Genomic DNA, 15205 nt, shown 5'->3' with positions numbered 1-15205 from the left:
GTCAGTGCGCATACGGGTCGGCGGCATCGCGCATCCCGTCCCCGAGGAAGTTGAAGGCCAGAACCGCGACGACGACGAAACCGCCTGGAATGAAGAGCCAGGGCGCCTGGCTGATAGAGCGGATGTTCTGCGCTTCCTTCAGCAGCACGCCCCATGAGATTGCGGGCGGCTGCAGACCGAGGCCAAGGAAGGACAACGCCGTTTCCGCCAGGATCATCAGCGGGATCGCCAGCGTCAGAGACGCGATGATGTGGCTTGTCAGCGATGGCAGCATGTGGCGGAAAATGATCCGCCCCTCGGACGCGCCGTCGAGGCGGGCTGCGATGACGAAATCGTCGTTCTTCATCGCCAGGAAACGGCCGCGCACGACGCGTCCCAGTTCGGTCCAGCCAACGAGGCTGACGATCAGGGTGATGACGAAATACTGCTGATAGACCGGCCAGGACGGCGGCAGAGCAGCCGCCAGTGCCAGCCAGATCGGGATCGTCGGCAGCGACAGTACGAACTCGATCAGCCGCTGGATGATCGCGTCCGTCCGGCCGCCGTAGTAACCCGACGCCCCGCCCAGCGCGATGCCCAGCACCATGGCGATGGCCACGCCGACCAGGCCGATCGACATGGAAACGCGAGTTCCGTACATAACCCGGCTGAACATGTCGCGGCCCAGCCGGTCGGCGCCGAACAGGAAGAATTGATCGCGCGGCTCCACCGTGGCGAGGAAGTGGAGGTCCCAGTCGAACAGGCCCCACATCCTGTATTCCTCGCCGCGGCCGAAGAACCGCAGATAGATTTTCTCGCCCGACTTTTCGTATGTGATCGCCAGCGTGTCGGGATCGCGGTGCCGGTCCATCTCCCAGACGAAGGGCCGGATGCCCCAGCCGTCCTCGCGGTTGTCGATGAAATGGATCATCTGCGGCGGGTGGAACACGGCGCGGCGGTTCTGCTGGGTTGGGTCGTCCGGCGCGAAGAACTCGCAGAACAGGGCGACCAAATAGAACAGGCCGATTACCCACAATCCCACCATCGCCAGCTTGTGGCGGCGGAAGGCCCACCAGATCAACTGCCACTGGCTGGCAATCGCCACGTCCTCGTGGCGGTGGCCGACGCTTGCGGCGATCTCGGCTTCGCGCCCGGCTTCGGGGCTGGTATCGGTCGTATCACTCATATTTCACCCGCGGGTCGAGCAGGACCAGAAGGATGTCCGACAGGAGCATCCCGACCACGGTCAGCGACGACAGAAGAAGAACGAAGGCACCGGCCAGGTACATGTCCTGCGCCAGAAGGGCCTGGAGCATCAGCGGCCCTGCGGTGGGCAGCGACAGAACGATGGCGGTGACCACGGCGCCCGAAACCAGGTTGGGCAGCACCCAGCCGATGGTCGACACGAACGGGTTAAGCGCCACGCGCACCGGGTATTTCATGATCAGCCAGAATTCCGACAGACCCTTGGCGCGTGCGGTGTCGACATAGGGCTTGTTCAACTCGTCCAGCAGATTCGCCCGCATGATGCGGATCAGGCTGGCGGTGGCAGAAGTTCCCAGCACTACGATGGGAAGCCACAGGTGCTTCAGCAGGTCCCAGAACTTGGCCAGCGACCATGGCGCGTTCTTGTATTCGTTGGAAAACAGTCCGCCAACGTCGCTGCCGAAATAGACCACGCCGACATACATCATGATCAACGCCAGCAGGAAGTTCGGCGTCGCCAGCCCGATGAAACCCAGCGTCGTCGCCACATAATCGCCGATGGAATATTTGCGCACCGCGCTGTAGACCCCGATGGGGAAGGCGACCGCCCAGGTGAACAGCAGCGTCGAGAAGGACAGCATCACCGTCAGGCCCATGCGCTGCCAGATCAGGTCGCTGACCGGCTGGCGCCATTCGAAGCTCATCCCGAAATCGCCCTGCAGCAGGTTCGCGACCCATTTGAAATACTGGACGTAAAGCGGCCTATCCAAACCGAACCGCGCCCGAAGGTTCTCTATGGAGGCCTGGTCCAGCACCTCGTTCGATTCACCGAGCTTGGCGATGTAGGTTGTCAGGTAGTCGCCCGGAGGCGCCTGGATCAGCAGGAACGCCACGATGGACACCGCGAAGAGAAACGGGACCATCCAGAGGATCCGCTTCAGGATATAGCGCAACAGCATGGGAGAGGGCCTTGCCTGGGTTGTTGGGGACCGGCCCGCACGGGCCGATCCCCGGATTTGTCAGACTTATTGTGCCCAGTAGTATGTCTGTGGCAGCGTCGGGCCCGGATCCGGATACATCCACGATGCGGGGATTGCCTCCGGCACGTTCATCAAGCCTTTCTTCACCACGCCCACCAGGTTCGGGGCGAGCGAGACACCGATGATCTCGAACTCGTCCGCCGCCATCTGGTGGATCTCGCGGAAGATATCGAGCGCCTTCTCCTGGTCGGCCTCGGCCTTGAAGGCCTCGTAGAGCTCAAGCCGCTTTTTCATCGACTCGCTGGGCTCTTCGCCATCGGCGCCGCCCGACAGGTACCAGCGGGTCCAGGGAATTGCGTACCAGGAGGCCTGCGGATGCACGGCCAAGACGTCGCGCGGGCTGAGCGTCGGGTCCAGACCACCAGGCGCGCCCCAGACCATGAAATCATGCTCGTTGGCTTCGCCGCGCGAGTAGTAGATCGAGCGCTCGACCGAGCTGATGTTGAGTTCGACGCCGATCTCTTCCCATTGCTCCGCAATGATCTCCAGTGCGTCGCCCCAATCCGGCTGCTCAATGCCGGTATACTGAACATTGAATGCGAACCGGCGACCGTCCGAAAGCAGGCGATAGCCATCGCCGTCACGTTCGGCAAAACCAGCCTCATCCAGCAACTCGTTGGCGCGGTCCGGATCGAACTCGGTCATCTGGCGGCCCAGCTGCTCATTATACAGCACATGATCCGGGCGCGGCCCGATCTGCCAAGGCTCACCCTGGCCTTGATAGACGATGTCGATGATTTCTTCGCGATCCATCGCCAGAGACAGCGCCTCGCGAACCAGCTTGTTGCGGATCATCTCCCGCATCACCGGGTCTTTGTGCGTGTGATTGAAGTGGATCGCCATTGTGTTCGAGTTCGAGTTGATCATATCGAGGATCTCAAACCCGCCCTTCTCGGCGTTCTCGGCAAAGACCGGCTTGTTGGCGAGACCGGAAATGCGGCGGCGTTGCATGTCAATATTGCCGGCAATCGCCTCAAGAACGATGGCCTGATTGTCCTGAGCCACGTTCATTTCCAATGCGTCGATATAGGGCAGCTGGTTGCCCTCTGTGTCGACCTGCCAGAAGTAAGGGTTGCGTTCCATCACCACCTGGGTCGAACCGGCGGTATAGCCGTCACCAACGACGACCCACGGATCCAGCGTCGGGCGGTCTGCGTTCGCCCAGCGGTTTGGCGCTTCTACTTCGCCGCATTTCAGGCGGAACAGGGCCGGCCAGTCCTCGACCGCCTCGGTCGCATCGACCTCGGCCTGGACATTTTCGTTGTAGGTCGGGTGATACTGGGAGCAGAAATGCTTGGCCCAGAGAACCGGTTCCTGCGCCAGCGGCGTGGCCAGCTCGGTCAGGAAGGTACCGTAGGGCGCCGCGAATTTCAGAACCACTGTGTAGTCGTCGATCTTCTCGGCGGTCATCGTCTCGCCGTTTACCACGAAGCGCGCCGGCGCGTTCGGGTAGAATTCCTCGTTGTGCAGCAGGTCCTCGACGAAGAACATGATGTCATCGGCGGTAAAGGGCTCGCCGTCCGACCACTTCATGCCCTCACGCAGGTGGAAAGTGAATTCCGAGCTATCCTCGTTCACCTCCCAGCTTTCAGCTACGTTCGGGATCACGCCGGAGAAATCCGGCTTCCACCGTGTCAGACCCTGAGGGCTGATCACGCGCAGGATGGAGTTGTGGTCGTTCGACCCCCCCAGTACGCGGCGCAGCTTGCCGCCATAGGTGCCAACTGATTCATAGGGCGTGATCTCTTCCGGGCTGCTGGGCAGCCGCTCTTCCACGGGGGGAAGCTCGCCGGCGGCCACCTTCTCGGCCAGCGTCGGGGCTTCCTGGAACGCCAGCGCCGCCACCGGGCTCAGCATCACACCAAGTGCCGCTCCGGCAAAGGTCATTGGGCGCAGGTTGCGCCAGTTGAGTGTCATGGATGTGTCCTCCCTTTCGTCGGGACTCATGACGGTCCCGCCGGGTAAAACCGTGCCATCACAGTTGTCTGCTTGTCAAACAAATAAATGGATGATGTAATATGGTTGTAAATCAAACCGGACCTGCCAGCTCCGGTTTGGTGTGTCAGGGAGGATTTGGCGTGACGCAGGCCAAGACCAGCGACGTTCAAGGCGCCGCCGCTCCGCCGGGACTGCGGCTGGAGGAGAGAATCTATCACGACCTCCTCGGCCGTATTCAGACCGGCACCTATGCACAGGGCGAACGTCTGCCGACCGAGAACGAACTTGCCGCTGAGTTCGGCGTCTCCCGCCCGGTGATACGAGCGGCTTTGGCGCGCCTGCGAGAGGCCGGGCTGATCGTGTCGCGCCAGGGCGCGGGAAGCTTCGTCAGTGCGATCAGTTCAGGCCCAGATACCGGCTATGGCCCGCTCGGATCCATCGACGATATCGCCGGCTTCTTCGAATTCCGCCGTTTCATCGAGTGCGAAACCGCGGCCCGCGCTGCCGCGGCGGCGACAACGGCCCAGATCGCCGAATTGCGCGAATATCTCAGCGGCATAGACGCCGATATCGAGGCCGGACAGGCCACCATCGAACTCGACATCCGCTTCCACGCTGCAGTGGCAGAGCTTGCCGGAAACCGCTTTCTTTCCGAGAGCCTCCGCATGCTCCGCCCGCATATGCGCTTCGTCGGGCAGTTCGTACGTTCACTGTCGCCACAGGGCTATGTCAGTGCCAAAATGAACATGCAGGCAGAACACCGCAAACTGGTTGACGCGATTGCCAGCGGTGACCCGGATCGGGCCCGGCAGGCGATGAAACGCCATGTCGAGTCGTCGGAACAGAGAATCTTCAGAGGGACGGGAAATGCAGGTTGAAATCGCGGTACCGAGCCGCTCGAAAGTCGGTGAAGGCGCGGTCTGGGACGACCGCGCGCAGGTCTTGTGGTGGGTTGATATCCCCACGGGGTTGATCCACCGCACCACCGCTTCGGGCGTCGACACCACTTATGACCTCGGCGAGCCAGTCGGCTGCCTCGCCGTGCGAGAGCCCGGCGGTCTCGTCGTCGCGGCGAAATCCGGCTTCTGGTTCTACGACCCGGAGACCGGTGCCAAGGAAAAGCTGACCGATCCGGAACAGGATCGCCCCGCCAACCGCTTCAACGATGGCACCACCGACATGCAGGGCCGGTTCTGGGCCGGCACGATGAAGGATGGCGGCGACCCCGAACGGTGCGGTCGGTTTTACCGCTTCGACCCGGACCTGACGGTAACCCCCTGGAAGGACGAAATCTTCACGACAAACGGCCTCGCCTTCGCGCCGGACGGCAGGACGATGTATTTCTCCGACTCTAACCCGTCCGTTCGCACCATATGGGCCTGTGACTATGACACCGACACAGGCACCCCGTCGGAGCCGCGCGTGTTCTTCGACACGCGGGCGGTTCCCGGTCGGCCCGATGGCGGCACAGTCGACGCCGATGGCTGCTATTGGCAGGCGGGCGTCTCCGGCTGGCAGCTCTACCGCATCACGCCGGACGGGCGCGTCGACATGACAATCGACATGCCCGTCGAGAAGCCCACCAAACCGATGTTCGGCGGGCCCAACCTCGACATCCTCTTCGTCACATCCATTGGCGCCGGACTGGAAAACGACCCGAACCAGCCGCAGGCGGGCAGCCTCTTTGCCGTCACTGGCACGGGCTGCCGGGGTGTTCCACAGGTCAGATTCCAAGCTTGAAACAGCCGCTTCTTCTGGCCGAAAATATCCCGGGGGAGTCGCGAAGCGACGGGGGCAGAGCCCCCAGCGAAACCGCCACCTGCACGAGTTCATTGCGTTTCAAGCCGTCCCCGCCACATTCCAAAGGCACACGTCCATGAAAATCATCGCCCTCCGTTCCTTCATGTCCTGCGACCGCGACCGTCCGCGCGTTCTAGTCGCCATCGATACCGACGAGGGCATCACCGGCTGGGGGGAATGCTACAACCACGGACCTGACCGGGCACTACCGCCTTTGCTCGACTACCTCTACCTGCAGATCGAAGGACAGGACCCGACCCGTGTCGAAGCGCTGATCCTGAAGTTACTGCAGCAGTCCCGTTTTCCGCCCGGCGCGCTCGGTCTCGCGGCGATTTCCGCCATCGACCACGCGCTGTGGGACATCTCGGCCAAGGCGCTTGGCGTGCCTGTTTACAAGCTCCTTGGTGGTGAGGTCCGTGAGCGTGTGCGCGTGTATCTCGGGGTCTATTCGGCACCCGAGGCCGAGGACATCCGCGACTTCTGCGCCGAGAAAAAAGAGAACTGGGGCTTTACCGCCTTCAAGCTCTCGCCCTACCGAACCGACATCCATGCCAATCCATGGGGCACGGTCATCCGAACCACGACCGAGTGGCTGGAGAAGCTCTACGACCTCTGCCCGAGCACCGAGTTCGCCTTCGACGCCCATGCCAAGCTGTTCGAACCCTGGCAGGCGGCCGAGCTTGGCAACGCCCTCGCGCCGTTTCACCCGCTGTTCTATGAGGAACCGATGCGGCCGGAGAACATCGACGCCTGGGGCGACCTGAAGGCGAAACTCTCCGTTCCGCTCGCAACGGGCGAATCCCTCTACAACCGCTGGGAAGTCCTGCGGCTTCTGCAGTGCCGGGGCGCCGATATCGTTCAGCCTGACATCTGCGTCGTCGGGGGCATCTACGAGATGCGCAAGATCGCCGCGTTGGCCGAGGCGTTCTACGTCCCGGTCGCGCCGCACAACCCGATGGGACCGTTGGCCACGGCGGTGAACCTGCATTTCTCGGCCGCCTGCGCCAATTTCAAGATCCTGGAATACCGACTGCCGATGGGCGCGGCCTATACGGGTCACGGGCTTTCGGACAGCGACGAGAGCGCCGCCTATATCAAGGACCCCTACCTTCCGAGCGACGGCCACCTCGAGTTGCGCCCCGACCGCCCGGGCTGGGGCGTCGAGATCGACGAGGATTACCTGAAGACTGATCGGTACATTCACTGGGAACGAAAACTGCCCATGCGCCCCGACGGGTCAACAGGCTACTGCTAGGCAGATGCCGCACCGGGAAGATCTCCGCCGCGCCCTGATGCGCCTTGTGGACTGGCCCGAGGCGCCGGGGCCGACCCGTGGCCGCACGGTGGCGACCATTCCCCACGAAAACGGTCACTGGGTCGAGGAGATCGTGCTCGACACGCCAACGCCGATCCCCGGCACTCTGATCCGCCCGGCGCGTGTCGGCCCGCATCCGGCGGTGCTCTACTGCCACGCACATGGCGGCGACTACCGGCTCGGGCGGCAGGAATTGCTGAAGGGCAGCCGTTTCCTGCAGAGCCCAGGCTATGGCCCGCCGCTTGCCGCCGCGGGCTTAGCGGTACTGTGCATCGACATGCCCAGCTTCGGCGATCGCCGCGACGAAGGCGAAGAGAACGACCTTGCCAAGGGCATGTTCTGGCAGGGTAAAAGCCTGTTCGGCGCAATGCTGGCCGATCTCTCGACCGCACTGAGCTATCTGGCCAACCGGCCCGACGTCGACGACGCGCGCATATTCACGCTCGGCCTGTCGATGGGTGCGGCGCACGCATTCTGGCTGGCGGCGCTTGAGACCGGCATCGCGGGCTGTGCGCATCTCTGCATGCTCGCCGACATCTCGGAGCTGGCGAAAACCAATACCCACGCGCGGCATGGCTTTTACCTGACAGTGCCTGGCCTGCTGCAACTGGCAGACATGGGAGACGTGGCCGGGCTGATCGCGCCGCGGCCGCAGATGATCTGTCATGGCGGGCAGGATCACCTGACACCAGCTGAAGCCCGCGACGCGGCTCTGGCGAAGGTCAAGGCTGCCTACGCCCACTGCCCAGATCCCGACGCGCTGACATGCGCGCTGGATCCGGACGCCGGCCACGGCGAAACCGCGCCGATGCGGATCGCGGTACTCGACTTCCTTGCCCGCGCCGCCGCGCCGGGCTACCCGGCATTCTGACATCTTTGGGAGGATATCCATGAAACGACTGCTCATCACCGGCGCCGCCGGCAACCTCGGAACGCAGATGCGTGACCGGCTAAAACACCTCGCGGATACCATCCGCCTGTCGGATATTGGCGACATGGGCGAAGCCGGGCCGAACGAGGAAATCATGCCCTGCGACCTCGGCGACCAAGTTGCGGTGGAAAAGCTTGTCGAAGGCTGCGACGGAATCGTGCACTTCGGCGGCAAGGCCAACGAAGGGCCGTGGGACGTGATCCGCAACGCCAATATCGACGGCATCTACAACCTTTACGAAGCCTGCCGCCTACACGGCTGCAACCGCGTCGTGTTCGCCAGTTCGAACCACGCAACAGGCTTCTACAAACAGTCCGAAGTCATCGACAACACGGTCTACCCCAAGCCTGACGGGCTCTACGGGGTGTCCAAGGTGTTCGGCGAGATGATGGCCAGCCTTTACCACCAGAAATTCGGGATCGAGACCGCGTCGGTCCGCATTGGCTCCTGCTTCCCTGAGCCAAACAATCACCGCATGCTTTACACGTGGCTCAGCTATGGCGACCTCGCCACCATGATTGAGCGTATCTTCGACGTTCCAAAACTCGGTTGCACGGTTATCTACGGCGCCTCCGACAACAGCCAGCGCTTCTGGGACAACAGCAAGGTCAGCTGGCTCGGCTGGACTCCGCAGGACAGCGCCGATGATTACCGCGCAAAGGTCGATGCAAATTCGGAAAAACCGGCTGCAGACGCACCGGATGTGGTCTATCAGGGCGGTATGTTCACGGCAGACGACATACATCAGGAATGACGGCAGACTGGATCGCCGTCGACTGGGGAACCTCAAACCTTCGCGCGTGGGCGATGGAACAGCACGGGACGGTTCTCGACCACGCAGTGGCCGATACCGGAATGTCCGGTCTGGCTCCCGATTCTTTCGAACCTGCGCTGCTTGCGCTGGTCGAGGGCTGGCTGGGGGAAGGCCGCACGCCAGTCATCGCCTGCGGGATGGTTGGGGCCAAGCAGGGCTGGGCGGAGGCGCCCTATCGCGCCGCGCCCTGCCCCGCCACCTCTGCCGCTCTGGTGCCCGCGCTGTCGCATGACGCTCGTCTCGACGTGCGCATAATCCCGGGCGTAAAGCAGAGCAATCCGCCCGACGTGATGCGAGGTGAGGAAACTCAGATTGCCGGCTATCTCGCACAGAACCCGGAGTTCGACGGCATTCTCTGTCTGCCAGGCACTCATACGAAATGGGTTCACGTCAGCGCCGGCGAGATCGTCAGCTTCCGCAGTTACATGACCGGAGAGATCTTCGCGCTACTGTCGAAGCAATCGGTCCTGCGCCACAGCACGGCCACCTCGGGCTGGGACGACGACGCCTTCGCCGAAGCCGTGGCCGATACCCTGTCACGTCCGGAATCGCTTGCAGGCCGCGCTTTCGCGATCCGCGCCGACAACCTGCTAAACGGGACACCGGCCCAGACCGGCCGGGCGCGACTCTCCGGTCTTTTGATCGGAGCAGAACTTGCAGACGCGCGGCCCTACTGGCTGGGCCAGCCGGTAACACTGATCGGCGCGTCAGAATTAACCGGCATCTATGCCGCGGCGTTGTCCGTTCAGGGCGTATTGCCGGAAGTCGCCGAAGGTGACCCGATGACACTCTCAGGCCTGCTTGCTGCCTTCGCAGCCAGCCGCGCCTGACACGCAGACCCACCTTTCGGCGCAGCGTCAACCTGCTTATAGTCGGAGCAAATCCTGACGGGCAGGTACAATGGTCGATCAAAGCGGGCGGAAACGGGCCTTCAACATCCTGATCGTTGGCCAGTCGGGGCGGCTTGCCTATGAAGCTGCCCTGTTCGCCGCAAGCATGCGCCAATCAGACCCAGAATTCTCCGGCCGCCTTTACATCGCTGAGCCGCAACCCGGACCGCTCTGGCCAAACGATCCGACAATCCGTGACGAAGGGCTTCGTAGCCTTGTTGAAGAACTCGGGGGCAACTTCCTGCCTTTCGAGAGCCGCCATTTCGGCGCTGCCTATCCCTATGGGAACAAGATCGAGGCGCTATTCGCGTTGCCGGAAAACGAACCCTTCGTATTCTTCGACACAGACACGCTCGTCACCGGTGAAATATCAAAGGTTCCCTTTGATTTCGACCGCCCCTGCGCGTCACTGCGACGGGAAGGCACCTGGCCGCAGATCGAGCTCTATGGGCCTGGTTATGGCGAAATCTGGGGAGCTCTCTACACCAAGTTCGGCCTTGATATCGACCCGACAATCGATGAGGGCCAGCCGGAAGAATATTGGCAGCGCTATATGTATTTCAATGCAGGCTGGTTCTTCTACCGGTGCCCGCGCATCTTTGGTCAGCGTTTCCTGGACTATGCACTCGCTATCCGCGACGATCCGCCCGCCGAACTTGTCTGCCAGGAACTGACCCCCTGGCTCGACCAGATCGCCCTGCCAATGGTGATCCACTCGCTGGGCGGCGCGCGCCAGACAATCCCCGCCGGGTTGCTGGACGGCTCAGTCACCTGCCATTACCGCGTTTTCCCGCTACTTTATGCGCGGGAGGATGACCGTGTGGTCGAGGTACTGGAAGCGGTGACAGCGCCGAACCGGATCAAGAAGGTGCTGAAGGAGTACGAGCCGCTGAAGAAGATGGTGATCCAGCGCAAGGGACATAAGGTGCGCGCCCTTTTCGACCGCGATCACCTGCCACGTCGCGAACAGATGATCCGCAACAAGATTAAGCGCGAGAACCTCTGGATGCGCTGAATGGCGTTCCGTTCGATTGTGGTTCAGGTCGGCAGCAATGTGCCACGCGGACCCACCTGGCTCCAGAACCGCCCGAGCATCAGTGCCGCGGCCAGTGTCAGTCCGACCACCAGCCCGAGCCAGATCCCGACACCGCCCCATCCCAGAACAAAACCCATGACATAGCTCACCGGTATCCCGACCGCCCAGTAGCTGAGCGCCGCATAAACCATTGGCCGCCGCGTATCGTGCAGGCCCCGGAGCAGCCCCAGCGCCACAACCTGCGCCCCGTCCACCAGGTGAAAAAGGGCCGCGACGATCAGGAACTTCGAGCCCACCTCTAGGATCTCCGGCCGTGCCGGATCGTCCGGCGCGACGAAGAGACCCACCATCTGCTCGGGGATCGCCAGATAGACGACCATCATTACCAGTGCGAACACCGCCGACAGGACCGATGCGGTCGCCGCCCCCTCTCGAAGTCCGCCGTAATCCTTACGCCCCAACGCGTTGCCGACCCGGACGGTCGCCGCCTGGCTCAGCCCCAGATGCACCACGAAGGTCAGCGAAGACAGCTGCAGCGCTACGCCGTGTGCGGCCAGCGGAATCGCCCCGATCCAGCCCACCATTACCGAGGCCGCCGAGAACAGGCCGCTCTCCGCCAGGTTGGTCAGGCCGATGGGCCAGCCAAGCTTCAACACCTGTCCGAACGCCTCGCGGTCGATGCGCCAGAGCCGTCGGAACAGCGCATGCTCCGGCGTGACCCGTGCGGAGTAGAAGCAAAACACAAACAGTCCCAGCACGTGCAGGGTGACCGAGGCGATCGCCGCACCGCGGAGCCCCATCTCGGGGAAGCCGAGGTGCCCGAAGATCAACAGGTAGTTGAGGCCCGCGTTCAGCAATGCCCCGATCACGGTGATCCAGAGGATGGGCTGGCTACGTTCCAACGCCGACAGGTAGCTTTTCAGCACCATCGTCAGCAGTGCCGGCACCAGGCCGAAGGCACCAATATGCAGGAAATCCTGTGCCATGGCTGCTGTCTCTGCGGTCTGACCCAGCGCCAACATGATCCACTCTGTCCAGATCAGCGGGACCGTGACCGCCAACCCGTAGATCGCCGACAACCACAGACCCATCCGTGTCACCCGCCGGACCTGCCTTTCGTTTCCCTCGCCCAGTGCGCTCGCCACCATCGGCAGTACCGCAAATGCAAAGCCGGAGCCGACGATGAACAGAACGAACCACAAAGTCTGAGCGATGGTGACCGCCGCCAGCGCGCGCACATCGTACCAACCCAGCATCAGCGTATCGGTCACACCGATCATGACCTGCGCGACGTGACTGCCGACCAGCGGCAGACCAAGCACAAGAAGACGGCGGGTGTGCTGACGATATGGGCTTAAAGAGAACACCGGCCGCCCATACGCCAACGCGACCGTTGCGGCAATATCGGGTGCGAAGGACTTTGGCGGATGTCAGCCGCCCGGTTTCTCCGCAACGAAATCGATCAGGCCTGCGACGCCGCTATGACCTTCGCCCGAGGTCTGGTCCGCATCGTAATCGGCGCTGTGCAGGACCCGGTAGCCGGGGAATGTCTCCTCCAGCATGTCCAGCGTGTACATGTTTTCTCTATGTGGAGGGCCGCCGGTGCCGTATTCGACCTGCCGCGGCGCAAAACCGTGCAAAAGGAGCAACCCGCCCGGCCGCAAAGCGATGTCAAAGCCGCGAAAAATCTCGGTGCGCAACGCAGGATCGGCGAACTGGATAAAGACGGCGACAAGGGCATCGTAGGGCTTTGCCGCCCAGTCCCAATCAGAAATATCGCCATACTTAAAGTCGACGTTAGCGGCGGCGTCTTCCGCCAGCGCACGAGCCTTTTCAAGCCCGCGCCGGGAGTTGTCCATAGCGGTCACGTTCAGACCCTGCCGGGCGAGGAAGACCGAATTCCGCCCCTCTCCATCCGCAACGGCCAGCACGCGGCTGCCGGAGGGAATGCGCTGCGCGTGGGTACGGACGAATTCCGCCGGTGCGGTGCCGAACAGGTAATCTTCCCGGTCGTACCGGTCGTCCCACATGTTCCAGCTACTATCCTGCTCGGTCATGCGGCGAGCATACCTGCGTCGCCGCGCGCGGCAAGAACTCAGACGATCTCGACCAGTTCCACGTCGAAGGTCAATGCCTTGCCTGCCAGTGGATGGTTCGCGTCGAGCGTGACGCCCTGATCATCGGCGGCAGTCACCGTGACCGGGATCGCTTGGCCCTGCGGCGTCTGCATCTGCAACTGAGTGCCTGGATCGGTTGGAATATGCGGCGGGATTTGCTCGCGCGGAACCGTCTGGATGCGCGACGGATCGTGCGCGCCATAGGCTTCCTCGGCTTCGATGGTCACGGTCTTCTTGTCGCCGACCGCCATACCTGAAACTTCTTTATCTAGTCCGGGGATGATTTGGCCCGATCCGACAGTGAACTCCAGCGGATCGTTTCCAGCAGAACTGTCGAACTGTGTACCGTCGTCGAGCGTACCGGTGTAGTGCAAACGGACTGTATCGCCGGCCTTGGCCTGGGTCATGAGTCGCTCCTGATGTCGGGGAAAATTTGTCGAGGCCGCTTCTGGCGGGTGCTCGCTGATGAGGGGAAAGAGTCGCAGCCTTGCTAGGGAATGTAAAGGCCGGGGCCGGAGACTCTCAGCCTTCCGCGGGATCAACTGACGCAAGCCCTTTATACGACTAAGAAACGATGCTGCCCTCCCTCTTCAACATTCCGGATACTCCGGTCTATGGTGCGCCCGCGGGCACATGAGGGAGGACAGGTCATGACCCATATCCTTGCGATCGACCAAGGCACGACCTCGAGCCGGGCGATCCTGTTCGACAGGGAAATGAATGTCGTGTCCATCGCGCAGCAGGAGTTGCAGCAGCATTTTCCCTCTTCAGGCTGGGTTGAGCATGAGCCGGAGGACCTTTGGTCCACAACACTGGCAACCTGCCGCCAGGCGCTCGAAACTGCCGGGATCGAGGCTGGCGGAATCGCCGGGATTGGCATCACCAACCAGCGCGAGACAACAGTGGTCTGGGACAAGGCGACGGGAGAACCAATTCACCGCGCGATCGTATGGCAGGACCGGCGCACGGCGGCCTACTGCCAGGAACTGCGCGAAGCCGGGCACGAGGAGATGATCGCTGATCGAACTGGCCTGCTATGCGATCCCTATTTCTCTGGCACGAAACTAAAATGGCTTCTGGACAATATCGATGGCGCGCGGGAGAGGGCAGAGGCAGGAGAACTGCTTTTCGGAACGGTCGATAGTTACCTGATCTGGAAGCTGACCGGCAGCAAATCGCATGTGACCGACGCGACCAATGCAGCGCGAACCCTGCTTTTTGACATCCGCAAGGGTCGCTGGTCCTCGACGATCTGCGAACTGCTGGGGATACCGATGGCGATGCTTCCGGAGGTCAAAGACTGTGCGGCGGACTTTGGCGTGACGATGGCCGAACACCTTGGAGCCGAGGTGTCGATACTGGGCGTTGCGGGAGACCAGCAGGCTGCGACTGTCGGGCAGGCCTGTTTCGAGCCTGGCATGCTGAAATCTACCTATGGCACAGGCTGCTTTGCATTGCTGAACACCGGAAGCGAGCCGGTTGTGTCAAAGAACCGGCTGCTGACCACCATTGCCTACCAGCTGGACGGTAAGCCAACCTATGCGCTGGAAGGCTCGATCTTCATCGCCGGCGCCGTCGTCCAGTGGCTGAGGGACGGGCTGAGGCTGGTGAAAACAGCACCGGACACGCAAATTTTAGCGGAAGCGGCCGATCCCGAGCAGGACGTGGTTTTGGTACCAGCCTTCACCGGCCTGGGGGCTCCCTACTGGAATGCAGACTGCAGAGGGGCTGTTTTCGGTCTGACTCGAAGCTCCGGACCAGAAGAACTGGCTAAGGCGGCGCTGGAAAGCGTGGGGTATCAGACCAGGGACCTGTTAGAAGCGATGCATGCGGATATTGGAGAGGCTGAGGAAGCGGTATTGCGGGTCGATGGGGGCATGAGCGCCTCGGACTGGACAATGCAGTTCCTAGCCGACATCCTGGGCGCTCCAGTGGACCGGCCGAAAGTGTTGGAAACAACTGCGCTGGGGGCTGCCTGGCTAGCGGGAATGAAGGCCGGGATGTATCCGGGGCCAGAAGATTTCGCCGCCAAATGGGCGTTGGAAAGACAGTTCGAACCAGGCATGGAACAAGCGGAACGTGACCGTCGATACAGGCGCTGGAAGCGGGCCGTTGAGGCGACGATGTCAGTGTGATCTC

The 15205-nt window shown here is 62.2% G+C and carries 14 protein-coding genes; 8 read left to right on the top strand and 6 right to left on the bottom strand.

Going from position 1 to position 15205, the window contains the following annotated elements; all coding sequences use genetic code 11:
• Position 1: 1 nt before the first annotated feature.
• The 3 genes from HCO70_RS12035 to HCO70_RS12025 form a co-directional block, all read right to left on the bottom strand.
• A complete protein-coding gene (locus HCO70_RS12035) occupies positions 2-1165 on the bottom strand; it encodes an ABC transporter permease (protein ID WP_172296437.1) in 1164 nt (387 codons plus the stop codon).
• Positions 1158-2144, bottom strand: a complete 987-nt coding sequence (locus HCO70_RS12030) for an ABC transporter permease (protein WP_253913260.1) — start codon at positions 2142-2144, stop codon at positions 1158-1160. The genes HCO70_RS12035 and HCO70_RS12030 overlap by 8 nt, the downstream gene beginning before the upstream one ends.
• Positions 2145-2210: 66 nt before the next feature.
• Positions 2211-4142 carry an ABC transporter substrate-binding protein gene (locus tag HCO70_RS12025; RefSeq protein ID WP_172296435.1) on the bottom strand — a complete coding sequence of 644 codons (1932 nt, stop codon included), beginning with the start codon at positions 4140-4142 and terminating at the stop codon, positions 2211-2213.
• Positions 4143-4303: 161 nt separating this feature from the next.
• Here HCO70_RS12025 and HCO70_RS12020 point away from each other — a divergent pair, with 161 nt between their 5' ends.
• From HCO70_RS12020 to HCO70_RS11990, 7 genes are all read left to right on the top strand, one after another.
• Positions 4304-5041: a FadR/GntR family transcriptional regulator gene (locus tag HCO70_RS12020; RefSeq protein ID WP_172296433.1), complete on the top strand. Its 738-nt coding sequence runs from the start codon at positions 4304-4306 to the stop codon at positions 5039-5041.
• Entirely contained in the window at positions 5031-5903 is an 873-nt protein-coding gene (locus tag HCO70_RS12015) for an SMP-30/gluconolactonase/LRE family protein (protein WP_172296431.1), read from the top strand. Before HCO70_RS12020 ends, HCO70_RS12015 begins: the two co-directional genes overlap by 11 nt.
• A gap of 136 nt (positions 5904-6039) precedes the next feature.
• Positions 6040-7218: a mandelate racemase/muconate lactonizing enzyme family protein gene (locus tag HCO70_RS12010; protein ID WP_172296429.1), complete on the top strand. Its 1179-nt coding sequence runs from the start codon at positions 6040-6042 to the stop codon at positions 7216-7218.
• Between the two features lie 4 nt (positions 7219-7222).
• Complete coding sequence (locus tag HCO70_RS12005; protein WP_172296427.1) at positions 7223-8149, top strand: dienelactone hydrolase family protein; 927 nt, start codon at positions 7223-7225, stop codon at positions 8147-8149.
• A gap of 19 nt (positions 8150-8168) precedes the next feature.
• On the top strand, positions 8169-8963 hold the full coding sequence (locus tag HCO70_RS12000) for an NAD(P)-dependent oxidoreductase (RefSeq protein ID WP_172296425.1): 795 nt from the start codon (positions 8169-8171) through the stop codon (positions 8961-8963).
• Complete coding sequence (locus tag HCO70_RS11995) at positions 8960-9853, top strand: 2-dehydro-3-deoxygalactonokinase (RefSeq protein ID WP_172296423.1); 894 nt, start codon at positions 8960-8962, stop codon at positions 9851-9853. The genes HCO70_RS12000 and HCO70_RS11995 overlap by 4 nt, the downstream gene beginning before the upstream one ends.
• 70 nt (positions 9854-9923) lie before the next feature.
• Complete coding sequence (locus HCO70_RS11990; RefSeq protein WP_172296421.1) at positions 9924-10928, top strand: hypothetical protein; 1005 nt, start codon at positions 9924-9926, stop codon at positions 10926-10928.
• Positions 10929-10951: 23 nt separating this feature from the next.
• Here the strand turns inward: HCO70_RS11990 and HCO70_RS11985 are convergent, their stop codons facing one another.
• From HCO70_RS11985 to HCO70_RS11975, 3 genes are all read right to left on the bottom strand, one after another.
• The gene (locus HCO70_RS11985; RefSeq protein WP_371742203.1) at positions 10952-12316 is read right to left on the bottom strand and encodes an MATE family efflux transporter; all 1365 of its coding nucleotides are present in this window, start codon (positions 12314-12316) and stop codon (positions 10952-10954) included.
• 63 nt (positions 12317-12379) lie between these two features.
• Positions 12380-13006: a bifunctional 2-polyprenyl-6-hydroxyphenol methylase/3-demethylubiquinol 3-O-methyltransferase UbiG gene (locus HCO70_RS11980; protein WP_253913258.1), complete on the bottom strand. Its 627-nt coding sequence runs from the start codon at positions 13004-13006 to the stop codon at positions 12380-12382.
• Between the two features lie 38 nt (positions 13007-13044).
• Positions 13045-13473, bottom strand: a complete 429-nt coding sequence (locus HCO70_RS11975; RefSeq protein ID WP_172296419.1) for a peptidylprolyl isomerase — start codon at positions 13471-13473, stop codon at positions 13045-13047.
• Positions 13474-13716: 243 nt separating this feature from the next.
• On the opposite strand from HCO70_RS11975, the gene glpK reads away from it, so the two are divergent.
• Entirely contained in the window at positions 13717-15201 is a 1485-nt protein-coding gene (glpK, locus tag HCO70_RS11970) for a glycerol kinase GlpK (protein ID WP_172296417.1), read from the top strand.
• Positions 15202-15205 lie beyond the last annotated feature (4 nt).

It is taken from the genome of Pseudoruegeria sp. HB172150 (assembly GCF_013184805.1).
Taxonomy (GTDB): Bacteria; Pseudomonadota; Alphaproteobacteria; order Rhodobacterales; family Rhodobacteraceae; genus Psychromarinibacter.
This window is presented reverse-complemented; position numbering and strand designations above follow the sequence as displayed.